Annotated in this window: 19 protein-coding genes; 2 read left to right on the top strand and 17 right to left on the bottom strand. The window is 68.2% G+C overall.

The annotated features are described in order from the left end of the window. Positions 1-19: 19 nt before the first annotated feature. Both VGK27_01010 and VGK27_01005 read right to left on the bottom strand, forming a co-directional pair. Complete coding sequence (locus tag VGK27_01010) at positions 20-1,711, bottom strand: ASKHA domain-containing protein (GenBank protein ID HEY3488682.1); 1,692 nt, start codon at positions 1,709-1,711, stop codon at positions 20-22. A gap of 112 nt (positions 1,712-1,823) precedes the next feature. Continuing rightward, entirely contained in the window at positions 1,824-2,813 is a 990-nt protein-coding gene (locus tag VGK27_01005) for a polyprenyl synthetase family protein (protein HEY3488681.1), read from the bottom strand. 63 nt (positions 2,814-2,876) lie between these two features. Here VGK27_01005 and VGK27_01000 point away from each other — a divergent pair, with 63 nt between their 5' ends. Beyond that, positions 2,877-3,488, top strand: coding sequence for an RlmE family RNA methyltransferase (locus tag VGK27_01000; GenBank protein HEY3488680.1), 612 nt, complete (start codon positions 2,877-2,879; stop codon positions 3,486-3,488). On the opposite strand, the gene VGK27_00995 is transcribed toward VGK27_01000, so the two are convergent. The 12 genes from VGK27_00995 to lon all read right to left on the bottom strand — a co-directional run bounded on the left by VGK27_00995 (position 3,483) and on the right by lon (position 20,477). Further along, on the bottom strand, positions 3,483-6,854 hold the full coding sequence (locus VGK27_00995) for a hypothetical protein (GenBank protein ID HEY3488679.1): 3,372 nt from the start codon (positions 6,852-6,854) through the stop codon (positions 3,483-3,485). The genes VGK27_01000 and VGK27_00995 overlap by 6 nt on opposite strands. A gap of 34 nt (positions 6,855-6,888) precedes the next feature. After that, positions 6,889-8,259 carry a DNA repair protein RadA gene (radA, locus tag VGK27_00990; GenBank protein ID HEY3488678.1) on the bottom strand — a complete coding sequence of 457 codons (1,371 nt, stop codon included), beginning with the start codon at positions 8,257-8,259 and terminating at the stop codon, positions 6,889-6,891. Between the two features lie 80 nt (positions 8,260-8,339). Continuing rightward, positions 8,340-9,989 (bottom strand): hypothetical protein, encoded by a 1,650-nt coding sequence (locus VGK27_00985; protein HEY3488677.1) that lies wholly within the window; start codon positions 9,987-9,989, stop codon positions 8,340-8,342. Positions 9,990-10,185: 196 nt separating this feature from the next. Next, entirely contained in the window at positions 10,186-10,758 is a 573-nt protein-coding gene (locus VGK27_00980) for a hypothetical protein (GenBank protein HEY3488676.1), read from the bottom strand. 31 nt (positions 10,759-10,789) lie between these two features. Beyond that, positions 10,790-11,467, bottom strand: coding sequence for a hypothetical protein (locus VGK27_00975; protein ID HEY3488675.1), 678 nt, complete (start codon positions 11,465-11,467; stop codon positions 10,790-10,792). A gap of 80 nt (positions 11,468-11,547) precedes the next feature. Beyond that, on the bottom strand, positions 11,548-12,135 hold the full coding sequence (locus VGK27_00970; protein ID HEY3488674.1) for a DUF2589 domain-containing protein: 588 nt from the start codon (positions 12,133-12,135) through the stop codon (positions 11,548-11,550). Positions 12,136-12,460: 325 nt separating this feature from the next. Next, on the bottom strand, positions 12,461-13,645 hold the full coding sequence (larC, locus tag VGK27_00965; GenBank protein HEY3488673.1) for a nickel pincer cofactor biosynthesis protein LarC: 1,185 nt from the start codon (positions 13,643-13,645) through the stop codon (positions 12,461-12,463). A gap of 14 nt (positions 13,646-13,659) precedes the next feature. Then, positions 13,660-14,409: a nickel pincer cofactor biosynthesis protein LarB gene (gene larB / locus VGK27_00960; GenBank protein HEY3488672.1), complete on the bottom strand. Its 750-nt coding sequence runs from the start codon at positions 14,407-14,409 to the stop codon at positions 13,660-13,662. After that, the gene (locus VGK27_00955; GenBank protein ID HEY3488671.1) at positions 14,406-15,647 is read right to left on the bottom strand and encodes a hemolysin family protein; all 1,242 of its coding nucleotides are present in this window, start codon (positions 15,645-15,647) and stop codon (positions 14,406-14,408) included. Before VGK27_00955 ends, larB begins: the two co-directional genes overlap by 4 nt. A 3-nt stretch (positions 15,648-15,650) precedes the next feature. Next, positions 15,651-16,901 (bottom strand): hemolysin family protein, encoded by a 1,251-nt coding sequence (locus tag VGK27_00950; protein HEY3488670.1) that lies wholly within the window; start codon positions 16,899-16,901, stop codon positions 15,651-15,653. Between the two features lie 10 nt (positions 16,902-16,911). Next, on the bottom strand, positions 16,912-17,943 hold the full coding sequence (gene thiL / locus VGK27_00945; GenBank protein ID HEY3488669.1) for a thiamine-phosphate kinase: 1,032 nt from the start codon (positions 17,941-17,943) through the stop codon (positions 16,912-16,914). Then, entirely contained in the window at positions 17,940-20,477 is a 2,538-nt protein-coding gene (gene lon, locus VGK27_00940; protein ID HEY3488668.1) for an endopeptidase La, read from the bottom strand. The genes thiL and lon overlap by 4 nt, the downstream gene beginning before the upstream one ends. A 151-nt stretch (positions 20,478-20,628) precedes the next feature. Between lon and VGK27_00935 the strand changes: the two genes are divergently transcribed. Then, the gene (locus VGK27_00935) at positions 20,629-21,033 is read left to right on the top strand and encodes a GxxExxY protein (protein ID HEY3488667.1); all 405 of its coding nucleotides are present in this window, start codon (positions 20,629-20,631) and stop codon (positions 21,031-21,033) included. 47 nt (positions 21,034-21,080) lie between these two features. Here VGK27_00935 and VGK27_00930 read toward each other — a convergent pair whose 3' ends face one another. The 3 genes from VGK27_00930 to VGK27_00920 all read right to left on the bottom strand — a co-directional run. After that, on the bottom strand, positions 21,081-23,765 hold the full coding sequence (locus tag VGK27_00930) for an ATP-binding protein (GenBank protein HEY3488666.1): 2,685 nt from the start codon (positions 23,763-23,765) through the stop codon (positions 21,081-21,083). A gap of 52 nt (positions 23,766-23,817) precedes the next feature. Further along, complete coding sequence (locus tag VGK27_00925) at positions 23,818-24,273, bottom strand: response regulator (protein ID HEY3488665.1); 456 nt, start codon at positions 24,271-24,273, stop codon at positions 23,818-23,820. A gap of 77 nt (positions 24,274-24,350) precedes the next feature. Then, positions 24,351-26,592: hypothetical protein (locus VGK27_00920; GenBank protein HEY3488664.1), on the bottom strand; the 2,242-nt coding region annotated here is incomplete at its 5' end.

Below are 26,592 nucleotides of genomic sequence, written 5' to 3'. Positions count from 1 at the left end.
ATACATCAGAACAAGGGACTTATCGGCGGAAGGGCGGAAAAACTTGAGAATCGCGCGCAAATTCCATCGCGGCCAGGAAACGGGCGGGAAATTCCGGCAGGTCGGGCAGCGACAGCGGACGGATCCGTCGGGCGAAGGCGTCGACGCGTCCGGCGAACCGCCCGTCGCGCAGCGTCTCGACCGCGGCCCGGAGCGAGGCGTTCCCGCCTTGCGTAAACTTCCCCCGAAAATCTTCCGGGAACAGCCCCGTCGCGACCGCGCTCTCCTCCGCGATGCCCGCGCCGAAGGCTCCCGCGACCGCGACCTCGGCGACGTCGCGCGGGGAAATTCCCGCTTCTTCCAGCATAAGGTCGAGCGCCGCGCGGACCGCCCCCTTCGCGAGCTGGAGCTGCCGGAGGTCGGCGGACGAGAGGGTGACCGTGCGGCCGGGTGCACGCGACACGAGGAACCGGATGTCGCCGTCCCGCCCGGGAAGAAGGCGGCCCAGGAGCGCGGGCGGCGCCGAGCCGAACAGCGCGTCGCGGCCGAGCAGGCGGCCCGACGGGTCGACGATCCCGAACCGGAGCAGCAGGGCGACCAGGTCGAGCAGTCCGGAGCCGGAAATCCCGCGCGCCGCACCGCCGCCAACGACCGTCAATGTCAGGTCGTCGCCCGACCAGCCGGCGGCAGTCACCGCACCGGCCTCGGCCCGCATGCCGCAGGCGATCGCGGCGCCCTCGAAGGCGCCACCCGACGCGGCCGAAGCGGCAAGGACCCGCTTTCGCCCCGGGATCGCCAGCACGATCTCGGTGTTGGTGCCGACGTCGACGAGCAGGCGAGGGTCGTGGCCCACCCGGTCGAATCCGAGCGCGACGGCGCCGCCGACGGCGTCTCCGCCCAGCGTCGCGGAGACCGCGGGCAGGAGCGTCACGAGCGCGTCGGGGGCGCCGGGGAAACCGATCCGCTTACCGGCGAGGATGAGCGTCCCCTCGACGGCCAGCCGGAACGGCGCGCGGCCAAGCGGCGCAGGGTTCGCTCCCAGGAGCAGGTGCGCCATCGTGGGATTGCAGGCGATCGCGCCGCCGTCGATCTGCGTCTGCCGCACGCCGGCCGCGCGGCAGGCGGCCGCGGCCGCGGCGCGGAGGCTTTCGACCGCGGCGTCGCGCAGTCGGCCAAGCTCGGCCGGCCCGCGCGACCCGTATTCGATCCGGGAGACGACGTCGCCGCCGTATGGCCTTTGCGTATTGGGTGCGGAGGCTTCCGCCAGAATCTCGCCGCCCGGAAGCGACACGAGCGCCGCGGCGACCGTCGTCGTACCCAGGTCGACGGCGAGGGCGATGCCGCTCCTCTTCGGGGCGGGAGGGGCCGCCGCCGGGGAATCGGCCCTTTCGCCGGAGGAACGACGCCCCTTCTTTTCGCGGGCGGAAGCCGGGACCCGGGTCGCATCCTCCGGCAGATGCGCAACCATCCCGGGCCGCGCGGCCACGCCGCATGCCAATCGCCACCCCTGCGCGATCCGGGGCGAATCGATATGGTCCAAGTCGGCAGCCGACGGCTCCGACGCGGGGACTACCCGGACCGCACAGAGCCCGCACGTGCCGACCCCGCCGCAATCGGCGGGCACGACGATTCCCTCGTCGCGCAGCGCGTCGAGCAGCGTCGCGCCCGGCGCGACATCCGCCGGCACCGTCCACGTCGCGCCCCCGCGGGCATGCCCGTTCCCGTTGTTCATACCGCCATTATGGCTTATTCGTCGCGCGTTTCCATCATCCGCGCGCGGTTTCGCCCCCCGGCGCGTAGCGGCCCCGGAGCGTCCACGGACGGGGGCCTATGCCCCGAGCAGATTAATTCGTGCGGGAGACGATGTAGTCGGAGAGGACTTCGAGTGCGGTGCGGGCGGGCGAGTCGGGGAGGCCGGCGAGCTGACGCTTACCGCGCGCGACGTACTGGCGCGCCAACTTTTCGGTGTATTCGATGCCGCCGTTCGCGGCGACCAGGTCGGCCAGGGAGCGGATGTCCCCTTCGCCCACCGACCGGCCCGACAAGATTGCAGCCGCATGCGCGCGATCGCTGTCGGACGCCACGCGAAGCGCCTGGATCAGCGGCAGCGTGACCTTCCCTTCGCGCAGGTCGGCGTACGGCCTCTTGCCAAGATCCTTCTCGGTGCCGGTGTAGTCGAGGATGTCGTCCATGAGCTGGAAGGCGATGCCGACCGATGAGCCGTACTCGAACATCTTCCGGCGAAGCGCGGCGTCGGCGCCCGCGAGCACGGCGCCCGTCTCGGTAGCGGCGGCGATGAGCGAGGCCGTCTTGTGGAAGACGACGCGCAGGTAGTCTTTCTCGGAGATGGCGGGATCTTTCGATTTCATGAGCTGGAGCACCTCGCCCTCGGTGAGCGACACCAGCGTGCGGGCGTAGATGCCGAGAACGTCGAGGTCGCCGTCCTCGGTCATGAGCTGCGAGGCGCGGGCGAAGAGGAAGTCGCCCACGAGGACGCTGACGGAATTGCCGTATACCACGTTGGCCGACGGCTTCCCGCGCCGGACGGTGCCGCCGTCGACGACGTCGTCGTGCAGCAGCGTTGCGGTGTGCATGTACTCGGTGACGACCGACAGGACGGTGCGCCGGGGCCCCTTGTAGCCGCACGCCTCCGCCACCAGCAGCAGCGACGCCGGCCGGAAACGCTTACCGCCGGACAGCGTGATGTGCTTCCCGACGACCGGGATGATGGGGACGGGAGACTTCAGGAAGGCGACGAGCGCCTTCTCGACCTTCTTGAGGTCGGCGCTGATGTGATGGAAAACGTCGTCGATATCGGTGATTGCGCGCGCCATGGGTAATTTGAATCTAGCGTCTTAGGCCTCCGGCTGTCAACTTCGCGCCCCGGTTGCGTTATCATGACGACCATGTACAAGCGCAAGGACAGCTACTACCTCAAGGCCAAGCAGGAAGGGTACCGGTCGCGGGCGGCCTACAAGCTGCAGCAGATCGTCGTGGCCGAAAAGATCGTGAAGCCCGGCGACCTCGTCGTCGACGCGGGGGCGGCGCCCGGCGGCTGGAGCCAGCTCCTGCTGCAGATGGTCGGCGCCAAGGGCAAGGTCGCGGCGGTCGACATTCTGGCGATGGACCCGCTGGGCGGCGACAACTTCCGCTTCTACCACCAGTCGCTCGAGGAGCCCGCCCTCCCCGCCGAGGTGATCGGGTTCCTGGGCCGCAAGGCCGACCTCGTGCTCTCCGACGCCGCGCCCAACACGACCGGAAGCGCCTTCACCGACCAGGCGCGCTCGGCCGACCTCGTCCGCATCATCTTCGGATTCGCCAGGGAGACGCTCAAGCCGGGCGGCGCCTTCCTTGCCAAGATCTTCACGGGCAACGAGTCCGACCTCGTCTTCAAGGAGCTGCAACCCCACTTCGACAAGGTGCGCCGCATCCGCCCAGAGGCCACCCGCAAGGAATCGTTCGAGCTCTACCTGATAGGGAAGGGGTTCAAGGGATACCGCCCCCTATAGCCCCTGCCCCGACTTCGCGGAAGGCATCTTGAAGGGGTTGTTCGCCTTTAGCCACTCCCGCGCCTTCTCCTTCTCGGCTTCCGGAATGGCCGTGATCCGCTCCGATCGCCGATCCAGGTGCAACGCCATCGCCAGCGCCCTCGTGCGAGCGGGCCCTTCCTCCGCATACCGGGCCTCCACGGCGTAGGCCCACGCATACATCGGCTGGATCCGCTGGTGCCGCTTCGCCCAGTCGAGTGCGAGTTCCCGATACTCGGGCCGCTTGCTGTCGGCATAGAACCATTCCGCCCACTCGACGAGACGGTACCAGGGAGGGATCGGCTGCGCCTCCCGGGGAATACGGAAGCTGGCCGCCTTCAGGCGACGCACTGCCTCATCGTGGTTTCCGGTTCCGGCCGCGATCGCGGCTTTTGCCAGCTCGTAGTCGAAGGGCGACTTTTCCCGGTACCTCTCGGCGAACTGGGCATACGACGGGCCGATCCCGCTCTTCACGCTGCCCCACACCATATAAGGCAGGATGGGCCCGATCAGGTCGGGTTGCCGCTGCATGAATTCGATCGATCGCGCGGCGGGCATCACGTCGCCCACGTTGCCGCTCTTCACACGCCAGTAGATTCCGGCCAGGTCCGAGACGCGGCCCGGAGCCTCGGCGACGTAGCGATCTTCCACCCCGGTGGCGGGACGATTCACTTCCGCCTCGCGAATCTTCGCGACAAGTTGTTCGTCGACCGGACGGTCGACGAACAGTTCGAGCATCATGGGGGATCCGATCCCGTTTCCCTCGACGTTGCGGATTTCGGGCCGACCGTACCAAGTCAGGATTTCGTCGTCGCGACTCCCATCGAGCCGGTGGCCGATGAATGCGGAGTACCAGACCGGCGGATTCAACCCCTTGGATACGACCGTATCGAACAGAGGCCAGACCTGTTTCCCGTATCCGAACAGGTGGAGCAGTCCCAGGTAGTCACGCAACGAATACGCGTTGTTGTATCGCTTGAAGGACTCGAGGGCGTAAGCCGCCGCCCGCGGAAAATCCATTTCGATGGTGGCAACCCGGGCGGCCGCAACCATGCCGGCGCCCGAGCCGGTCTTGTAGCCGGCCGAGGCCTTGAAGAACGGGATCGCCTTGTCGGGGTATCCGGCCCAGAAGAATTCCTGACCCACTTCGCAGGCCTGGTTGGAAAGCCCGACCTTGTTTGGCCCGGGATCGTTCCCAGTGTCTCCGAATAGCGGATACGACCGGTACAGTTCGAAGGCGTTGTCGACCTCCCCTCCCGCCATCAGCATTTTCCCGAAGTCGGCATAGGGTTGCCAGACCCTCGGAGACGCATCGATCGCCTCCTTGTAGATCCGGACGGCAGCCTGCGGCTCGCCCTTCCCCAGGTCCCGTTTCGCCCGGAAAGAAGCCTGGCCCCGATGGCCGGCAAACCGGCGGCCGTTCGCCGCGACGAACGCGTCGACCGCGCTCCGGCTCGCGGGGTTCGCAGGCAGATTCTCGACGAGCCAGGTGAACCAGGAAAACCCGGCGTGGGTGTACAGCAGCCCGAGTTCCCCGTTCTTCAGCGCCGGGTAGGAGCCGTCAGGCAGCGACGACGCATTGCGTCCCGTCAACGCCTCCTTGCGGAGTGCAAGGCGGTCGCCGGGCCCGGAGTAGTTCCAGTCCCATCGCCTGGGATAATCGCGATCATAGCCTGCCAAAAGGGTCATGTCCGCTTTCTGCTCCTCGAGAAATTCCTGGGACCTCCTCGCGACGCCGGTTTGCCCCGCGGAGCGATAAAACGCCTCGGCGGCATGTTCCCTCGCGGCCGCTAGCAGGCTTGATCGTCCGTCCTGCTGCCGTGTCTCGGAGATCCGCTTCTCCGATTGCGCCCGAAGCAGCAAAAGCTCCGGATACCCGTTGTACACGCCGTCCACGAAATCGAGTTCCTCGATTGCCTTCTCGGGCAGAGCCTGAATATTCCCCCGCAGATTGATCTCTTTGACGACGTTCCGCTCCCCGATCGCCGTCAGCAGTTCAAGGGCGTCGCGCCGGGAAGGACTCGCCGAATCGTCCCCGGAATACAGCTGCTTTCCTTCCAGTTCCATGACTTTCCGGTAATGACGATGGGCGGACAGCAGCACGTCCTCCCCCTTGCCCGGAGATTCGGCGAGGATCAGCATCCCGGCCGCAAGCTCCTTCGCCTTCGCGCCGGGTGCGGGAAACTCCTGGTCCATCCGGTCCTTCACGAGCAGGTTCGACGGCACCGTCCATCCGTCCCTTTCCAGGAGGCGGCAGGTCATGACCATTTCCCAGGCCGGAATCTCCTTCGTGAGCGCCGGGTATCGAGCTCGTTCGGGAAGATTTTGGTCGAATGCCCAGTCGAGGTCGTTCACCTCGATCTCCGCCATGACCCTTGCCAGCGGTGAACCGATTCTTTCCATCGCTTTCCGTGCCGTCGGGAGGTCCGCGTCGAGATAGGCGGAAAAATACGTTTCATCCGCGGTTTCAGGGAAGCCGAGCGCCGCGACAGCCGCCGGCCTGCGGGCAAGGTAAAACAGGGCGCGGCTTTTCAGGAGACGGTAATCCGGCGATTCAGGCGCAACCGACACAAGGGCCACGAGCGACCGCTCGAACAGCTGTTCCCGTTCGGGGGCATCCTCGGGGAACAGCAGGGCGAGCGCCTGGAGACGCCACGCGTTCTCTGCGGGAGAAACGGACTTCGCTTCCGCCAGTTCCGGGATCGTCGAGGGTAGCGCGATCGGCCCCACCATCCCGAACCGTTTCGTTTCCGACTTCCGGGTCTGCGTGATCGGAAACTTCGCGACGACGTTGTCGATCAGCCCGAGGAATGCCTCCTCCGGCGGCCGTTCATCCGAGAAGGAAAGCCCGGTCCACTCGAGGCGAGCGACCGGCGTCTCCGGAGCCAGTGGCGTTCCCGCCTTCCGTTCCTGGACGAGTAGCTTGACCGACATTGTCTCCTTGAGATTGTGCCCGACGAAGCCCCGAATGAGGAACCGGATGCCCAGATCGTTTGCGAGCCTGTAAACCTCCACGTCGGGAAACGTCCTGGCGTTTTCGCCAAGCGCCCTAGCCACCAGCGTCGGGTCGGGGATCCGGAAGCCGGTCGTCCGTCGCAGCCGGTCGTCCAGGTATCTCGTCATGAGCGCCCGGCCCGGCAGGTCGATCCCGTTCTCCTCCGGCTGGAAGGGAACGATCAGGACATCGTTTATTTTCCCTTTGAGAAGGGCGACGTACAGCGCCTTCTTCCCGTCCTGCCACTCCGCCGGGGACAAGGGGGAAGTTCCGCCGGCAAGAACACCCCGGGATGCGACGATCATGAGGAGGAAAAGCGCGAGGGCGAGCCGGTGCGACGAGCGTGGCATCATCGTCTGCTCCCTTGTTGTCGTTCTGGTCTTGAGGCTACTTCTTCCAGGCCGCCGCCAGCGCCTCGCGGATGTCGTGGACTGGCGCAAGCGTCAGCGGAAACTTCGTGCCCAGCCGCTCGGCGTTGCTCGCCGGCAGGATCGCCCGGGTGAATCCCATCTTCGACGCCTCGTTCAGCCGGCTCTCGGCCTGCGACACCGCCCGCACCTCGCCGCCCAGCCCCACCTCGCCGAAGATCGCCGTGCCCGCGGGGATCGTCTGGTCCCGGAAGGAGGCCGCGACGGCGCACAGCAGCGCGAGATCCGCCGCCGGCTCGTCGATCTTGATGCCGCCCGCGACGTTGACGAAAATATCCTGGTTGTAAAGCGCCAGCCCCGCCTTCTTCTCGAGGATCGCGCACAAAAGGATCACCCGGTTGGTGTCGGCGCCGAGCACCGTGCGGCGCGGCATCGCGAGGTAGCTTTGGGAGGCGAGCGCCTGCACCTCGACCAGCAGCGGCCGCGTCCCTTCGATGGCCGGGAAGACGGTGGTGCCCGACGTGTCGCCGTTGCGCTCGGAGAGAAACATGCCCGACGGGTCGGCGACCTCCGAGAGGCCGGTCGTCCGCATCTCGAAGACGCCGATCTCGTTGGTCGAGCCGAAGCGATTCTTCACCGCCTTGAGGATCCGGTACGGGTGGCCTTTTTCCCCCTCGAAGTAGAGCACCGTGTCGACGAGGTGCTCGAGCACCCGCGGCCCCGCGATCGCCCCTTCCTTCGTCACGTGCCCGACGAGGAAGACCGAGATGCCCGCCTTCTTGCCGAAGAACACCAGCCGCCCCGCGCACTCGCGCACCTGACCGACCGAGCCGGGCGCCCCCGGCAGCTCGCCCGTGAAGACGGTCTGGATCGAGTCGACGACCAGCGCCGCGGGAGCGAGGTCGCCCGTCGCCTGCACGATCCGCTCGAGCGACGTCTCGGCCATCAGGTAGATCGACCCGCCGTCGATCCCCATCCGCGCCGCCCGCATCTTGATCTGCGCCTCGGACTCCTCGCCCGACGCGTAGAGGATCGGCTTGCCCGCGGACGCCAGCCCCTTCGCGACCTGCAGCAGGAGCGTCGACTTCCCGATGCCGGGATCGCCGCCGATCAGCGTCGCCGACGCGGGGACCACGCCGCCCCCCATCACTCGGTCGAACTCGACGATGCCGCTACCGGTGCGCGCCGACGCGCTCTCGGACACCTCGGACAGCTTTACCGGCTTCGAGACGGGGAAATCCTCGAACGAGCGCCCGGTGTATTTCGGCGCCGCCGCGACGGTTTCCTCGACCATCGTGCTCCACTGCCCGCACCCCGGGCACTGCCCCACCCACTTGGGCGAAACGGTGCCGCACTGCGTGCAGGCGTACTCTGTCTTTGCCTTGGCCAAGAGACCTCGTTTCCGGAGGGGATAGGCGATTACATCACTTTCTCCGCGGACGGGTCAATGCGCCCGGTACGGCGACGCCGTTACCAGGTCCGCCGGGAGTGGCAATCGAAGCAGCTCACCAAATGCCCCCGCGCGAGGGTGATTCGCCCCAATGGCCCTTGGTTGAAGAATCTCCCGACCGGAACCTTCGAAAGGAACGTTCCCCGGAAATCGGCGCCATGACAAGTCGCGCAGTATGCGGGATCGCTCTTCACGAAAGGACCGTGCAGCGCGACCCAGCTCTCTCCCAGGGTGTGAACGCCGTGGGGACCGCCGTTCTTCGTGAGTGGAACTCGGACGTGGCAGACCTCGCATTCCGTGATCTTTCCGGCATATCCCTGAAGCGCGGTGCTCTGGACATTATCGTTCGCCTCGGAGCACGCATACTCGGCGTGCGTGGGGCCGTGGCATCCCTCGCACTGGATCCGGCCGTGCCCGGCGGAAACCTTATAAAGCCCGGGGCTTCCGAAGATTCCCGTCGCTTGCCGGTATCCTCCGGCCGCGTCGAAGACCGTGTTGTCGCGCACGTAGCTTCCCTTGGCGGACGACTGGTAGTGGCAGTACCGGCAGTCGGGCATGTCGAGCCAACCTTGCCGCGTGGACGCCCCGACGGCGGACATGTTCCCGTGGCAACTCTGGCACTGGATCAACGGGTTCCCCGAGGCGTCCACGGCATTTCCCATCGTCCCGCGCAGACATTGCGTGATGGAACCGGGGTGGCAGCAGTAGCACGCCGTACGGTCGGTCCCGTCGTCGAGCGGCATGCCCGTGGAGTCCTGCATCACGGGCGCGTGGTGGGTGTGCATCGCCGCAGTCAGCGGCTTGACGCCTACGGCTCCGGCTGTTCCCAGGGCATTCGAGCGATGGCATTGTGCGCAAAGGACCGGCTTCCCGGATAGCCTGACGGTGTTCTCGAGCCCCGTCCCGTCGAATCCATTCGCCGAAAGCACACCCGCGTATACGGCCGCGCGGGCGGGATCGGCGAAATTCCGGTCGTCGTGGATCCGGAGGATATTCAGCTTCCAGTCTTTTTCGAGGTTGGGGTCGAAGGCCCATCCCGCCGCCGGAAGGGCATCCACGGCGCCGCCCACGTTGGAGGAGTGGCACCCCTTGCACGTCATCTCGTTGCTGACCGGGAGCACGGTTTTCGTCGTTGCGATGGTCTCGCCCCGCCCGTTTTTCACAACCACTTTCACCATCGGGTAGTAGTCCGTCTGGCCCGCGTCATCGGTGCACACGATGGGGATTCCGTCGGCCTTCCAGAACCCCTTCACGTTGTCGTAGGCCATCGCGGCCGGGGAGCGGCTCGGAGTCCGGTTGCCTGCCAGGCCCGTATCCGGCGGCAGCGTCACCCCGAACAGGTCGCCGACGTAGCTCCAGAAGTTGGTCTTGCCCACGCTGGTGGTGTTGATGGAACTCCGCGTATCCTTTGTGGCCTGGTAGGTGACCGAGATCCCGGAGGTGACCTCCTTGCCGGTCGACCGGTTGACGACCTGGGCGTGCAGGTTGTTGTAGGGGGGCAGGATGGCGAACACGGAATAGTCGTTGTCCATGCAATGCATGCCCAGGTCGTTCCAGGCGACGACCGCGTGCGACGTGTCGATCGGAACGGTGTCCTCCACACACCCTGAAAACAGGAAAGCCATCGTGGTCAAGAGCGCGGCCATTCGTGATGCCATGCGTGGATTCATCGCGTCCTCCTTGGGCAGCCTGATCGGATACAGAATCTTTGCAACCGTCATGCCTCACGAATGCCCTGAAAAACCCTCCGGAAATCCAGCGGATTGACACTTTATCCCCGATCGGGGTCCGTGCCTGGCCATTCGTTTCCTCAAATAATCGAATTATTCAGTAAATAATTAGACCGCCCGAGCATCGGACTTCGGCTCAGGCAGGGACCCGGTTGGCGACGATCTTCTGGAGGATGTCGCCGAGGAGGTAGTTCCGGTCGGATACGGCGAGCTTCGCGCTGAAGTAGTGATACATCGACGCGGTCTCGGGCGTCGCGCCGAGCAGATGCCAGACCTTGTCGATCCCCGGCTGGGCCGGATCGAGCAGCGGGACGATCTCGGGCGACTTGGACAACAGGACCGCGACGGCGTGGCACATCTTTTCGCTTTGCTGCCCGAGCTCCTGGTCGATGTGCTCGACCTTCGAAAAGATCTCGCGGGAGATCCGTTCGAGCGACTGGGCGGCCGCGGCCTTCATTATTTTCCGGAGGTTCCGCCCGGGCTGGACGTGTCCCGGCACGTAGCCGTCGAGCACCGAGATCAGCGCGCTTTTCTCGGACTGCAGCAGGATGCCGATCGGCGCACGCAGGCCGGCCAGATCCTTCTCGGCCGCCTCCAGCCAGGCGAGGTAGGCCTCGACGAAGCGGTTGCTCTCGGTGCGGTAGACCTGGCTGACGGCCGACAGGAGCACCGCCTGCGCCACCAGCTTTTCCCGCAGAATGCATTGCATCGGCCGGCCTCCTTTTTCAGGGGAAGGGGCGCTATTCGGGCTGGAGCGTGCGGATCACGCCGCCCGTGTCGCTCGCTTGGGTCGCCCATTCGAGCCCCTCTTCCTTGAGGGTGATCTTGAGACGGACCACGTTCTGGGCAGAGGCGCGCTCCTTGACGTCGGCCGTCCGGATGTTGGCCTGGATGCCCGGCATCACCGGCTCCTTGACCAGGCTTATGGCCGCGACGCGGAGCCGGAGCTCCTTCGCGATGGCCTCCTTCTCGGGCGTGCCGAGCGTCGTGCCCGTGCCGGCCAGCGTATCGGCGAACGCCTCCTGGACGCCGCGCACCACCGATTCCTTCGTGACCGGCCCGCCCGCATCCTTCAGCGACGCCAGCCGGCCCTTGACGGCCTCGAGGAACGGCTTGTTGAACGCCGGGGCGATGCGGATGTTGTTCTTCGCCAGCGTTGCCTTCATCTGGGCCTCGACCGCGGCCGCGATCTTGGCGGGCGCTTCCATCTCTCCGGCCTGGGCCGACGTGGAATCCTCGATCAGCAGCGGCAGGTCGATCGTCATCTCGGGAATCCGGATGCGCGGGATCGACAGCCCCTCGAGCAGCGGATTGTCCTTGTAGTATTCCGCCAGCGACGCCGTCTGCTCGTCGGCAACCCGACGCGCGCGGATCAATCCGGCCATCATCGCCCCCATCAGCTCCCCGAGATCCGCCACGCGTTGCCTCCTTTTCGATTCTGCTTGCAGGCAAGGGCGATCGTTCGGAGGATCGCCCTTGCCCGCCGGTCAATCGGCGATCAGGCCGCCTTGACTTCCTTGATGCTGTTCTCGAGGACGCCCAGCAGCTTCTCAAGGCCCGCCGGCAGCTCGTCCTGGACGGCGCGGACGTGGATGATCAGGCTGTAGGTACGCTCGGTCTTGTCGGTCGCCGAGGTCGATTTCTTGGTGCTGTAGCTGCATTTCAATTCCGCGGAGACCGGGCCCCACCCGCCCTTGACCGCCAGCGAGGCATTGAGCTCGGAGGAGGAGGTGGTCGTCGACTCGACGACGGAATTGATCTTCGCGTTGAAGTCGATCGTGACCTCTTCGACCCGGATGTAGGGGATGGGCAGCATCGTGAGAATGGGCACGGTCAGCCGGAAGGGGGTGGGCGTGACCGTGATGACGCCGGCGGCGTCCTTCGTCTCGATGGGCTTGTCGTACGTGAAGGTGACCATCGTCGGCTTGCCCGGGTCGGTCGCGGCATCGGCCGCGTTGAACCCGACGCTCTTGATGAAGTCGACCGAGGTCTGGGCCGATTGCGCCTGCGCCTTGATGACGGCGTTGAGCGGGCCGCCGATCATGGACTGGAAATCGATGGACGACAGTTCCTGGCCAATGGACATCGAGGAACCTCTCTTTCCTTACGATCGATCGATGATTTCAGAGATAAGGTCTGCGCGCGTCTGGCATCGCTATTCCATGCAGCGACCTCCCCCCGGACCGGCCGGGCAAGAACGGCTGATTCTTTGGAGCGCAAGCAATTTATGCGCCGGGGGATATGGCAGGAAAGGGGCGGGGTCGCAAGTAACCGGGAATCAAACGACTTGGCGCAGAAGGAGGCCTTGCGCCGAACGGGAGGAAGGTGCGGCATACGGTAATTAACAACCGAACTCGGGAAATATTATTCCCAATCCACCTTGGGAGTCGACGTGCGAAGCTGCGGCGACGCTACCGTCGAAGCTTCCGCCAGCCCTCTTCCGCGGCCCGGGCCGCCTCCTCGAAAGACGCCTTGCCCGACTGCACGATCTTTTTCACGTCGTCGTACTCGGGCGCCCCGCGACGTGTCCCGTCCGGCAGCGCGATCTCCTTGACCCGGAGGGGGCCATAGGCCGTCTCGACCATCACGACCGTCCGCGACAGCGTCAGCCGGTCGCAGGCGTGGTAGCGCAGCCCGATCGAGGTGGACAGCGAGAAGACCGCCGCAGAGACGATCTCGAGATCCTCCTCGGGGCACAGGATGCGCAACAGCCAGCCCGGCCGCCCCTTTTTCATCGTCGCGGGCAGGATGGCCACATCGAGCGCGCCCGCCTCGAAAGCGCGCGCCATCAGCAGCTCGAAGCGCTGCGGATTCATGTCGTCGATGTTCGCCTCGATCTCGAGCACCCGGTCGCGCCCCGGCCCCGCGCCGGTCGTCTCGCCTTCGACCACCCGCAGGCAGTTGGGCCGGCCGGGGAATTCCTTGTGGCCGAGGCCGGTGCCCACGCGCCGCACCGTCATCTCGGGCGGCTTTTCGAACGACGCCTCGAAGGCGCGCAGCAGCGCCGCGCCGGTCGGCGTCACCAGCTCGCCCTCGCCCTCGCCGAGGCGCCACTTCGCGCCGGTCAGGAGCGCCAGCGTCGCGGGCCCCGGCACCGGGATCTTGCCGTGCTCGGACCACGCCTCGCCCGACCCGCCGGGCAGCGCCGAGCAGAACGCCCGCGGATTGCCGAGAAGGTCGAACAGGAAGCAGCCCGAGGCGATGTCGACGATCGCGTCGACCGCGCCGACCTCGTGGAAATGCACCTTGTCCTTCGTCGTGCCGTGCACCGCGGCCTCGGCCGTGCCCAACAGGTCGAATGCGCGTTCGGCCCGCGCCTTCGCCCCCGGAGGCAGCGCCGACTTCCGGAGCAGGTCGACGATCTCTGGCAGGTGCCGCGCGTGCGCCTTCTTGGCCGACACGTTGACGTCGACGCGCAGCCCGGCGATCCCGCACGACGATGCCCGGTCGACCTTGAGCGCATAGCCGGAAACAGGCAGCCCCTTCAAGCCCTTGCGCAGCTCCTTCTCGGCGCCGGTGAGCGACAGCAGCGCGGCGCACGTCATGTCGCCCGCGATGCCGGTGAAGCAGTCGAAATAAAGGATGTTGCCGGACATGGCTCCCTCGCCTCCTAAAGCCGGTTGATGACCGACGCGTAGACGCCGGCGCCGAAGCCGTTGTCGATGTTGACGACCGAGACGGTCGGCGAACACGAGTTGAGCATGCCGAGCAGCGCGGCGATGCCGCCGAACGACGCGCCGTATCCGATGCTGGTCGGCACCGCGATGACCGGCTTGTCGGTCAGGCCGCCGACGACCGAGGCCAGCGCGCCTTCCATGCCCGCGACGACGACGATGACGCGCGCCCCGGTCAGCGCCTTCTTCTGCATCAGCAGCCGGTGGATGCCGGCGACCCCGACATCGAAGAGCCGCTCGACCTTGTTGCCCATGAACTCGGCGGTAAGCGCCGCCTCCTCGGCGACCGGCACGTCGGAGGTGCCTGCGGTGATGACAAGCACGGTCCCCTTGCCCACCATTTCCGGCTCTTTCGAGCGGATCACCGCGCAGCGCGCCTTCGGGTGGATCACGGCCTCGCGGAAATGCTTGCGGATCACCTTCCCGTTCGCCTCGTCGATCCGGGTGATCAGCACGTCGGAGCCGGCCTTGCGCATCGCCCGCGCGATGGAGAGGATCTGCGCCGACGATTTGCCCTCGCCGAAGATCGTTTCCGGCATCCCCTGCCGGATCGCCCTATGGTGGTCGACGTGCGCGTCGCCGAGGCTTTCGTAGTGCATCGTGCTCAGGTTCTCGTAGGCGTCGTCGGGGCTCTTCTTGCCCGCGGCCACGTCCTTGAGAAGCGTCTTGAGTTTTTCCGGGGTCATCGCGAATCCTCCTTCGTCGTTTCGATCCTGATGCGCACCTGCGTCACCGCCCGGTCGGAAGCGCGGACCACGGTGAGAACCGCGCCGGGAATCCGGTACGATTCGCCCGCCGCGGGGATCTTCCCGGCCAGGTCTATCAACAATCCGCCCAGCGTCGTGTAATCGCCGTGAGGCGGACGGATGCCGACCGACTCCTCGAGACGCGCAAGCTCGGTCCGGGCCGAGACGAGGAAGGAACCCTCGCCCACCTTGCGCGGCGTCTCGCGCCCGCGGTCGTACTCGTCCTCGATCTCGCCGACCACTTCCTCGACCACGTCCTCGGCAGTGACGATCCCGGTCACGCCGCCGAACTCGTCGACCACGACGGCGAACGAGGTGGCCGCCTTGCGGAACGCCGCCATCAGATCGTCGACGTGCATCAGCTCGGGGACGAAGAGCGCCTTGCGCAGGAGAGGCTGCACGGGCTCGCCCGGGTTCTTTCCCACGGTGTCGAGCACGTGCAGGAACCCGACGATATGGTCGAGTCGATCCCGGTAGACGGGATAGCGGGAATAGCCGCTTCGCGCCGCCAGCAGCGCGGCGTCGCGGCAGGTCGCAGTCTCGGGAAGCGCGGCGACCTGGGGAAGCGCCCGGTGGATGTCCCCCACGATCAGCTCTCCGAAGTGGAACACGCGGCGCACCATCGTCCGCTCGTGCGGCTCGACGTCGGAGCCCGCGCGGCTCATCTTGAGGATCAGCCGGAGGTCCTCCCGCGTGACCGCGCCGTGGATCGGCTCGGTCCCCCCGAACGGCTTCGCGAACAGGCGGCCCAGGAACGAGACGACGGCCACGATCGGGTAGAGGGGATATCCGGCGACCCGGATGAAGCGGGCCGCGCTTCCCGCCAGCCGGTCGGCCCGGGGCACGGCGAAGCTTTTCGGGACGATCTCGCCCAGCAGGATGACGAGCGGCGTGACGATGGCGATCGCGGCGAGCGAGGCGCGCGGGCCCAACGCGGGAAGGAGCCGGGAAGTGGTCAGGACCGTGCTGAGGACGACGAAGATGTTGGTGCCGGTCAGCGTGGTCGCGATCGCCTTGTCGGGGCGGCCGAGCAGCTCGAGCGCGATGACGGCGCCGCCGTCGCCGCGGCGGGCGCGCTCCATCAGCTTGTTCCGGTCGGCCGAGATGAGCACCATCTCGGCCCCGGTGAAGATCCCCTCCATCAGGAGGCAGGCCATGATGGCCAGCGCGAGCTCCACCGTTTACTCCTTTCCCCCGGTCACTGGCGTGACCGACACTTCGACGATCCGGATGCCCTTGAGCCGTTCGATGCCGAAGCGCAAGCCCCCCAGGACGATCGCGTCGCCGCGCGAAGGCACCCGCCCAAAGGCGTGGAGGAGCAGCCCGGCGACCGTGTCCCACTCTTCGTCGGGAAGGCCGGTGCCGAACCGCGCGTTGAACCGGTGGATCGGCATCTTGCCCAGCACCCGGTGGGATCCCCCGGGCCCCGGCGTCACCTCGCGCTCCTCGCGGTCGTGTTCCTCCATGATCTCGCCGAACAGCTCCTCGAGGACGTCTTCAAGCGTGATGATGCCGACGATCTCGCCGAACTCGTCGACGACCAGCGCCATGTGGATCTTGCGTTGCTGGAACTGCCGCAGCAGGAGCGGCAGCTTCTTCGAGGCCGGGACGACGAAGGGCGGGGTCGCGAGCGGTCTCCAGTCGACGTCGGGCGCCCCTTCGGCGACGGCGGGGAGCAGCTCCTTGACGTAGAGGATCCCGACCACGTTCTGCCGATCCCCCTCGTAAACAGGGATGCGCGACCGGCGGTAGCGGTTGACCTGCGCCAGAAGCTCGGCGTAGGGCATCCCCGCGGGCACCATGAACACGTCGGCCAGCGGCGTCATGACCTCTCCCGCGCGCTGCTCGGTCAGCTCGAAGATGTTGTGGATGAGCGTCTTCTCGCCGGGCTCGAGCGTCCCTTCCTCCTCGCCCACGTCGACCAGCGCCCGGAACTCGCGCTCGGACAACACGCCCCAGGTCGACGAGAGCGTCCCGCCGCCGAGCAGCGCAAGGATGCCCCTGGCCAGCCCTTCGAGCACGAAGCGGACGGGCGCCACGACCCGGGCGAACGCGCGGAACGGGCGCACGGCGACCAGGGAGAAGGCGCCGGCGCGGGGCCAGACGATCGACTTGGGCCCGATGTCGCCCACGACCAGAATGAGCAGCATCCCCACGGCGGTCGCGATGAGCTTGCCGTACCGCGGGTAGAGCGGGAGGACCAGCCCCGTGATCAGCGAGGAGATCGAGACGTTGGCGATCTCGTTCCCGATGAAGATGGTGGTGATGAGGGAGCTCGGGGCCGCGAGCATCTTCTCGATGAGCCCGCCGACGCGATTTCCCTCTTCCTTCCAGCGGAGCAGGTCGACGCGGCGCAGCGCGAAGAAGGCGGTCTCGGACGCGGCGAAGAAGGCGGAGACGATCAGGAGCAGCGGAATGAGGACGAATTCCATGACAGCCGTTTCAGCGCGGCTCGAAGTGTCGGAAACCGGTCGGAAGCGCCGTTCCGGAGAGCCGGCTTCCGTCGGGCGTGACAACGACGACACCGGGCGCCTCGGTGAAGCGGCCGATCGGGGCCAGCCCGCAGCGGAAGGGCGCGAGCGCCCGGCGCAGCCGGTCGAGCTTCTTGGGGGGCACTGCCATCAGCAATTCGTAATCCTCGCCGCCGGAAAGGAACGCCGCCATCGGGTCCTCCCCCAGCGTCTCGGCTGCGAGAAGGAAGCGCATCGACATCGGGAACGCCGCGGCGTCGAGCTGCGCGCCGATCGGTCCGGTTTCGGCCAGGTGCCCGAGGTCGGCCAGCACGCCGTCGCTGACGTCGATCATGGCGGAGACCGCGCCGGAGCCCGCAGCGGCGATTCCTTCCCGCCAACGCGCCTCGGGGGTCAGGTGCCGCCGCATCGCCTCGCGTCGCCATCCGCCCGCTCGGGCGGGACGGCCGCGAAACAAAAGCGCCAGCCCGAGGCGCGACCAGCCGGGCTCGCCCGTGACGACGACGAGGTCGCCCGGGCGGGCGCCGGTCCGGAGCAGCGCCTTGCCCGGCGCGGTCTCGCCCACGACCGTGACCGACAGCGTGAGCCGGTCGCCGCGCACGGTGTCGCCGCCGACGAGCCGCATGCCGGCCGGCGCGGCGGCCAGCGCCATGCCGCGGTAAAGAGAACGGAGGAAATCGAGCGGCGTGTCGGGCGGCGCGGCGATCGCCACGAGATAAGCGACGGGCCTGGCGCCCATGGCTGCCAGGTCGGAAAGGTTGGACGAGAGCGCCCGGACGCCGATCTCGCCGGGCCGGAAATAGCCGAGGGAAAAGTGGGTCCCCTCGACGAGCATGTCGGTGGAAAGCACCATGCGCCCATGCACCGGCAGCAGCGCGGCGTCGTCGCCGATGCCCAGCTCGCCGGGCCGCTCGGCCCCTCCGTACGCGCGGCGGATCGCGTCGATGAATCCGAATTCCCCGGCGTCTCGGAGCGTGCGCCGGGAACGAGGGCTCCCGCTCACTTCCTTTTTTGCGCTCCGGGGGCAGCGGCCTTTTTCGGCCCGGACTTCGCCGGCTTCTCCGCAGACTTCGCGGCGGGCTTCCCCGCGGCCTTCGGCGGCTTGCCGGTCGTCTTCGCCGGCTTCCCGGCTGCCTTCGCGGGTTTCCTCGCGGCCTTCGCGGGTTTCCCGGGCTTGTCGGCAGGGCGCAGCGGGTTCCGCTTGAGCGCCAGCCCGACGACGTCGTCCATGGTCTTGACGAAGCTGAAATCGAACCGCTTCGCCTCGTGCTTCGGGATGTCCTCGATGTCCTTCCGGTTCTGCTCGGGCACGATCAGCTTCGTGATGCCCGCGCGCAGTGCCGCGAGCGCTTTCTCCTTCAAGCCGCCGATCGGCAGCACCCGGCCGCGCAGCGTGATCTCGCCGGTCATCGCGACGTCCCGGCGCACCGGGATGCGCAGGAGCGCCGAGACGATGGAGGTCGCCATGGTGACGCCCGCCGACGGGCCGTCCTTGGGGATGGCGCCCTCGGGGAAGTGGACGTGGATGTCGGCGCGCTGGTTGAAGTCGCGGTCGAGCCCGAGGCTGATGGCGCGCGAGCGGACGTAGCTCATGGCCGCCTGCGCCGACTCCTGCATGACCTCGCCGAGCTTGCCGGTGAGCACGAGCTTGCCCTTGCCGGGCATGACCGTGACCTCGGTCGCGAGCAGGTCCCCGCCCATCATCGTCACGGCGAGGCCGTTCGTCAGGCCGATCTCGTCCTTCTCCTCGGTGCGGTTGGCGTGGAAGCGCGGCTCGCCGAGGAGCTTCACCAGGTTGCGGCCGGTGATCTTGAAGCGCGTCTCCTTGCCCTTCTCGACCACGTCCTTGGCGACCTTGCGGCACACCGAGGAGACCTCGCGCTCGAGGCTGCGGACGCCGGCCTCCTTGGTGTAGCCGTGCATGATGCCGCGCAGGCCGTCCTCGGTGAAGTCGCACTCGACGTCGGCGATGCCGTTGAGCGCCTTCTGCTTCGGCACCAGGTACTGCTGCGCGATGGCGAGCTTCTCCCACTCGGTGTAGCCGGGGAGCTGGATGATCTCCATGCGGTCCTGCAGCGGCAGCGGGATCGAGTGGAGGCTGTTCGCCGTGGTGATGAACATCACGTTCGACAGGTCGTAGTCGAGGTCGAGGTAGTGGTCGTTGAAGAGGCTGTTCTGCTCGGGGTCGAGGACCTCGAGCAGCGCCGCCGACGGGTCGCCGCGGAAGTCGGTCGACATCTTGTCGACCTCGTCGAGCAGGAAGACCGGGTTGCCCGAGCCCGCCTTGCGCAGGCTCTGGATGATCTTGCCCGGCAGCGCGCCGATGTAGGTGCGCCGGTGACCACGGATCTCGGCCTCGTCGCGCACGCCGCCGAGCGAGAGGCGCACGAAGGTGCGGCCGGTCGCGCGCGCGACGGACTTGGCGAGCGAGGTCTTGCCGACGCCGGGCGGGCCCACGAGGCAGAGGATCGGGCCCTTCATCTTCTTCACGAGCGCCTGGACGGCCAGGTACTCGAGGATGCGCTCCTTCACCTTCTGCAGGCCGTAGTGATCCGTGTCGAGGATCTTCTCGGCCTCCTTCACGTCGAGCTTGTCCTGGGTGTACTCGTCCCAGGGCAGCGACAGGACCCAGTCGATGTAGTTGCGGACGACGGTCGCCTCGGCCGACATCGGCGACATCATCTTGAGCTTCTTCAGCTCCTTCTTGATCTTGGCCTGGGCCTCCTTCGACAGCTTCTTGGCCTTGGCCTTCTCCTCGAGCTCCTGGATCTCGTTCTTGAACTCGTCCCGCTCCCCGAGCTCCTTCTGAATGGCCTGCATCTGCTCATTCAGGTAGTACTCCTTCTGGGTCTTCTCCATCTGCTTCTTGACCCGGGTGCGGATCTTCCGCTCGACCTGCATGATCTCGATCTCGCCCTGCATCAGCTCGTAGAGCTTCTCGAGGCGCTTGGTCGCGGAGGTGGTCTCGAGGAGGATCTGCTTGTCCTGGAGCTTGAGCTGGAGCTGGGCGGCGATCTGGTCGGACAGCTTCCCCGCCTCGTCGATCGTCTGGATCGAGAGGAGCATCTCGGGGGGCACCCGCTTGGAGAGCTTGGCGTAGGTCTCGAAGACGCCGTTCACCGACCGGACCAGGGCCTCGAGCTCGACGCCCTTCTCGACCGGCTCGACCACCTCGCGCGCCTCGACCGCGAAGTAGGCCTCTTCGGGGAGGAAGCGCTCGATGGTGGCGCGGCCCTTGCCCTCGACGAGCACCTTGACGGTGCCGTCGGGCAGGCGCAGCAGCTGGATGATGGTGCCGAGGGTGCCGAAGGCGAAGATGTCCTCGGGGCCCGGCTCGTTCGTGCGCGCCTTCTTCTGCGCGGCGAGCAGGATCTCCTTGCCCTCGTGCGCCATCGCCTGGTCGAGCGCGCCGATGGACTTCTCGCGCCCGACGAAGAGCGGGACGACCTGGTTGGGGAAGACGATGATGTCGCGCAGGGGCAACAGGGGAACGACCCGCCCCGCCGCGCGCTTGCTCTCGCTGTTCTTGGAAGACATCGGCTCGGATTCTGCGTCCGTCCGCGGGACGCCGCAAACTCTTTGGCGCTCACCGGGGGAGCGCCGCGCGGACACTGAAGGGTAGCGCAGATGCGCGGTCGCGCCAGGGCTCCCGGCGCAACCGCGAGGAGGGGCGGCCGATAGTCCGGACATGAAACAGGGAGACGAGGAGACGGGGAGACCTCTCTGGGATTTGTCGGAGCCCGTGATCGGGGCGTGCATCGAGGTGCATCGACACCTCGGCCCCGGTCTTCTCGAATCCGCGTACGAGGCCTGCCTCTGCCACGAGTTGTCGCTGCGCGGGATGTCATTTGAGCGGCAACGCGCCGTCCCCCTCACGTACAAGGGCCTCGCGCTCGAATGCGGCTACCGCCTCGACCTCGTTGTTGCGGATCGCGTGATCGTCGAGATCAAGGCCGTCGAGGCTCTCGCGCCCATCCACGAAGCCCAGGCCCTCACGTACCTGCGTCTCACCGGGCTCGAGGTCGCACTGCTGGTCAACTTCCGCGTCCCCGTGCTCAAGCACGGCCTCCGGCGTCTGCGCCTCAAACCCTAGCCGTTCTCCCCGCCTCCCCGTCTCCCTGTTGTCCTGAGAGCCGCGCCCTACCGCGTGGTCCGCTCCGGCACTCGGGGCAGGCGCACGTAGAACGTCGAGCCCAGGCCGAGCTGGCTCTCGACCCAGGCCTTGCCGCCCTGGGCCTCGGCGATCTTGCGCACGATGTAGAGGCCCATGCCGGTGCCGCCGACCTGGCGCACCTGCTCGAGGCGCGCGAGGGGGCGGAAGATGAGGTGGTGGTGCTCGGGCGCGATGCCGACGCCGTTGTCGCGCACCCACAGCGTCAGGGCGCCCTCCTCGTCCGCGGCGCCGATGTCGATCTTCAGCGGCCGCGCCTCGTCGCGGTACTTGATGGCGTTCTCGACGAGGTTGCGCAGGATCTGGCTCAGCTGCGTGGCGTCGCCGTGGGCGACGTGGGGCACGCGTTGCACCTCGAGCTTGGCGCCGGTCTCGTCGATCTTGGCGCCGAGCTGAACGATCACCGTGGCGAGGAGCTCGCGCAGATCGACGCGGCGGCGCTCGGGCTCGCGGTGGCGCACCCGGGCGAGCGCGAGGAGGCTGTCGATGAGCGCCTGCATCGCCTTGACCGCGAGCTGGATGCGCTCGGCGGCGCGCACCTCGACGGCGCCGAGGTGGCTCTGCAGCCGCGTCTGCAGCAGGTGGGCGTAGCCGGCGATCGTGACGAGCGGCGCCTGCAGGTCGTGCGACGCGATGAAGAGGAAGTCCTCCATCTCGTGCTGCGCGTCCTCGAGGGTGCGGTTCTGGCGGCGGATCTCGCCCACCTGCTCCTCGACCAGGCGCTCGAGCTCGGTCGCGTAGTGCTCGAGCTGGCGCTGGGCCCGCCGCAGGCTCACCTGGGCCGTGATCCGCGCGAGGAGCTCGCGCGGGTTGAAGGGCTTGAGCACGTAGTCGTCGGCGCCGATCTCGAGGCCGCGCAGCTTCTCGCCGAGCTCCGCGCGCGCCGTCAGCATCACCACCGCGACCGAGGCCGTGAGCGGGTCGAACTTGAGCCGCTCGAGCAGGCCGAAGCCGTCGAGGCCCGGCATCATCACGTCGGTGAGCACGAGCGAAGGCGGGTTCGCGCGGGCGCACGCGAGCGCCTCGGCGCCGTCGCCGGCGACCTCGACCTCGAAGCGCGCGCCGAGGAGGCCGGCGAGGTAGGCGCGCAGGTCGGCGTTGTCCTCGACGATGAGGATGCGCTCCCGCGGCGAGGTGGGGGCCTGCCGCACCGGGGTCGGCACCGCGCTCGCCGCGGCCGCGGCGGCGTCGAGCGGCTGCGGCGAGAGGAGCGCGTCCGCGGCGACCGGCTCCTCGAGCACGCGGTCGGCCGGCAGGTGGTCCCGGCCCGCCGGGAGCGCGACGCGGAAGGTGGCGCCCGCGCCCAGGCGGCTGTCGACGGTGACCTCGCCGCCGTGCAGCTTGCACAGCTCGCTCACGAGCGGCAGCCCGAGCCCCACGCCCTCGTGGCTGCGGCCGCCGATCTGCTCGGCGCGGTGGAAGCGCGTGAAGATGTGCGGCAACTCCTCGGACGCGATGCCGGGCCCGGTGTCGGCGACCTCGAGGACGAGGCGCCCGGGCGCCGTCGCGAGCTGCAGGGTGACGCCGCCCTTGGCCGTGAACTTGAGCGCGTTCGCGAGCAGGTTCGAGACGATCTTCTCCCACATCTCGAGGTCGACGTAGCCGACCACGTCGTCGGCCCCGTCCGCGAACGTGAGCGTCAGGCCGCGCGCGATGAACGACGACTCGAACGAGGCGCACAGGTCCTTCGTGGTCGCCCGCAGGTTCACGCGCCGGTACACCGCGCGCATCTTGCCGGCCTCGATCTGCGCGAAGTCGAGGAGGTTGTTGACGAGGCGCAGCAGGCGCAGCGCGTTGCGGTGCATGAGGTCGAGCCGCGCCTGGTCCTTGGGCGGGCGCGGCTCGGCCAGCATCTCCTCGAGCGGGCCGAGGTTGAGCGTGAGCGGGGTGCGGAACTCGTGCGAGATGTTGGCGAAGAACTCGGTCTTGAGCCGGTCGAGCTCGCGCAGCCGCTGGTTCGACTCGGCCAGCTCGCTCGCCACCCGCTCGAGCTGGACGTTCTTCTCCTTCAGGGCGCGGCGCGCCGCGTCGACGCGGTCCTCGAGCCGCTGGATCGGCTGCTCCTCGGCGAGCGCGGCGATGGCGGCGGCCGCCTCCTCGCCCCACTCGCCCCGTGGCCGGATGGCGAAGCCGCAGGCCGGATCGCCGCGGCCGACGCAGGCGGTCTCGACGGCGATCATGGGCGCGCCCATGACCCCGGTGGTCCAGCCCGCGGCGTAGCCGGTCAGCGTCCAGCACACCGGATCCTCGGCGTGGCCGAAGCTCTTGACGTGCTGCTCGGCCTCGTAGGAGTTGCGCCACACCCCGGTCATCGAGAGCGCGCCCTGCGCGCGGTCGAAGCGCAGCTCCGTCGTCTCGACGGCGCAGATGCCCTCCCACTCGTGCATCAGCGGGCCCGAGAGCATCCACTCGCGCTCCGAGTCCCAGGCGAACTGCTCGCCCAGGCTGCGGGCGTCCTGCAGCCCCGTCTGGTAACCCCAGCGCATGAGGATGCCGCGCGCGACCGCCTCGCCGAGCGTCTTGATGAGCTGCTCGCGCATGGCCCCGGTGGCCGCGGCGTCGAAGAGCAGCAGCCGCCGTCCGCCCAGGGAGATGCGCCCCGCGGCGGGCTCGAACCGCAGCAGCTTCGTGATCTCGATGTCGGCGGTCTTCATCCCCCGAGACCTATCCCCGCGACGGCGCCCCCCGGCGCCGCCTGGCACTTCGTTACTGCGGCGGGCGGCGCCCGCGCCCGAGGTCACTGACGCTGAGCCAGTAGCTCAGGACGGCGTGCAGCTTGCGCTCGAACTCGTTGAGGCCGATGGGCTTGATGATGTAGTCGCTGGCGCCGAGCGCGATCGCGCGCTCGATGTCGCTGGGGTTGCCGGAGGTGGTCAGCAGCACGACCGGGATCGCCATGAGCCCCGGATCCTCGCGGATGATCCGCAGCACGGCGAACCCGTCGAGACGGGGCAGCTTGATGTCCAGGAGCACCAGGTCGGGACGGAGCGGGTGGCCCGCGTGCGGCCCGCCGCCGCGCAGCCGGTCGATGGCGTCCTGACCGTCGGCCGCGCAGACGACCTCGTGGGCGACGCTCGCGCCGCCCATCACGAGCGAGGCGAGGTAGGTGTGGTCCGGGTTGTCCTCGACGAGGAGGACCCGGCTGGGCTCGGTGGCGACCATGGGACGGCCTAAAGATACAGCGATGGTGAAATGGAGTCCAGCGCCACAACGCGAGTCGAGTGGCCGGCGGCGGCGGGCTACTTCTTGGCCGCGGTCACGCCCGCGGGCGGGGGCGTGGCGGGGGGCGCGGCGCCGGCGGCGGCCGCGGCGGGCGTGGCGGGGACGGCACAGGCGGCGGCCGCCGCCGCGGCGAGCGGCGCGCACGCGGCCGGCGGTAGCGGCGTGGCCGGCGCGGGCGCAGCGGCCGTCTTCACCGGGGCGGGCGGCGCCTTGGCCGCGGGGGCGGGCGCCTTGGCCGGGGCCGGGGGCGTCTTCTTGGCGACCTCCGGCTTCGGCTCCTCGCGGTGCAGGACGACGGCGGCGCGCATCCTCTGCGGCAGCACGCGGTCGAGCTTGCCCCAGGTCCACAGGCCCGCGAGGAGGACCATGATCGCCGCCGCGATGACGGCGTTGCGCTGGCTGTGGTGCTCGGCGTAGGGGTCGAAGAGGTCCCGCCGGGAGCCCTTGGGCAGCTTGGCCGTCCCGGTCAGCGAGGTGCCGAACGGGATGTTGATCTTGGCCTTCGCGTTCACCGCCCAGCCGTTGGCGTCGAGGATCGGCCCGAGGTTGCGCTGGCGCAGCTTGAGCGCGGCGATGATCATCGACGGCAGCGAGATGAGCAGCATCAGGCCGACGAGGCCGAGCGGCATCCACAGGCCGAGGCCGAAGAACGACGACAGCAGCGCGCCGAGGGCGGCGGTGATGCCGCCGACCGCGACGCCGAGCGCGGCCACGACGCCGACGTCGAACTTCGGCTTGACCGGCGCGGCCGCGGGCGCGGCCCCGACGCCCGGCTTGGCGGGGACGGGGGCGGGGGGCGCGCCCGGGTGGACGTGCCCGACCACGTGCTCGCCGTGGGTGGTGACCCCGGCGTGGATCGCGGTGTCGGCGGCGCCGGCGCGCTTCGCCACCTGCTCCTCGATCCAGCGGATGGTCCGGGTGTACGGCGCCCAGAACGCCTGGCGGATGCTGATCGGGTGCTCGACGATCTTCACGATCGTGGCGTCCCAGTCCTGCCCCTTGCGGTCGTAGAAGACGCCGTTGCGGCCGACCATGAGGTTGTCGGCATCGCCGGCGGTGAACGAGGCCGCGACCGTCATCTTCTCGTTCGTCGCCTTGCGCACGCACTCGACGTACGCGAGGAACGTGCGCGACAGGTGCGCGAGCAGGCCGTGGCGCGCCATGTCCTCGACCTTCACGCACAGATCGCAGCTCCGCTGGTCGAGGTAGAGGGTGCCGCTCTGGAAGATGGCCTTGCCCTTGCCGCGGTAGAAGTCGCGGAAGGAGACGAAGTTGACGAGGAGCTGGTAGAGATCGCGGTGCAGGCGGATCAGCTTCTCGACGTTCGCGATGGCCTTGTACTCGGGCTCGAGCGCCTGGTCCTGGTCGACGAGCGCGGTGACCTGGTCCTTGGCCGGGCCGCCGAGCATCGCGCGGACCCGCTCCTTGCCGAGCTTCTCCACCTCGGCGCCGGCCTTGCGCCCGCGCCACTCCTCGTGCGCGGCGAGGCGCTCGCCCAGCGCCTGCCAGTCGGCCTCGGTGAGCCGGTCGCGCGGGCCGAGCAGCGGGACGACGGCGGCGGCGTGGAGCTGGGCCAGGCGCGCCGCCCAGGCGGGGTTCGGGCCGTCGAAGAAGGGCAGCGGCCGGTCCGCCTCGATGTGCGACAGCGGCAGGGCCGCGATCTCGTCGTGCGTGATGGTGAGGTCCTTGGCCGTGAACGCGAGGTAGTCCTTCTCCTCGCGGTTGAGGGCCTGCATCGCGCGGGCGTCGAACGCGGCCAGGCGGCAGCGGGCGAAGTAGTCGTCCACCTTGGCCTTGACCGCCCTGACGGCGTCGCCGGCGGCGACGGTCGCGTCGCCGAGCGGCAGGATCGCCGGCGCGGCCTCGCCCTCCTTCCACCAGTCCGCGTAGGCCTGGGCGGCGACGAAGAACGTGTCCACGGCTGCCTGGTCGAGGCCCGGCTTGCCGCTGCGGTCGGTCTTCTCGCCGCAGCAGGCCATGATGTCCAGCACCACCTGCTTGACCGCCTCGTCCTCGGCGGCCTCGGGGATGACGATGCCGTCGCCGTTGAAGCGCGTCTCGACGAAGACCTTGTTGGTGTCGGCGGTGTCCTCGAGCGTGATCTCGGCGGCGTCCTTCTTGCCGAGGTGGCGCAGGATCTCGCGGGCGGAGGCCAGGACCTCCTTGCCCTCGGGGGTCTCGCCGTCGATCGCGTCGAGGGACAGGGTGGCCTTGCCGTCCTTGAGGACGGCCGGATCCTTGAGGCAGGCGCAGGCCCAC

The sequence above is a fragment of the Candidatus Deferrimicrobiaceae bacterium genome (genome assembly GCA_036504035.1).
Taxonomy (GTDB): domain Bacteria; phylum Desulfobacterota; class Deferrimicrobia; order Deferrimicrobiales; family Deferrimicrobiaceae; genus JANXPS01.
The sequence above is the reverse complement of the archived record's forward strand: the minus strand, read 5'-3'. Positions and strand labels throughout refer to the sequence as shown.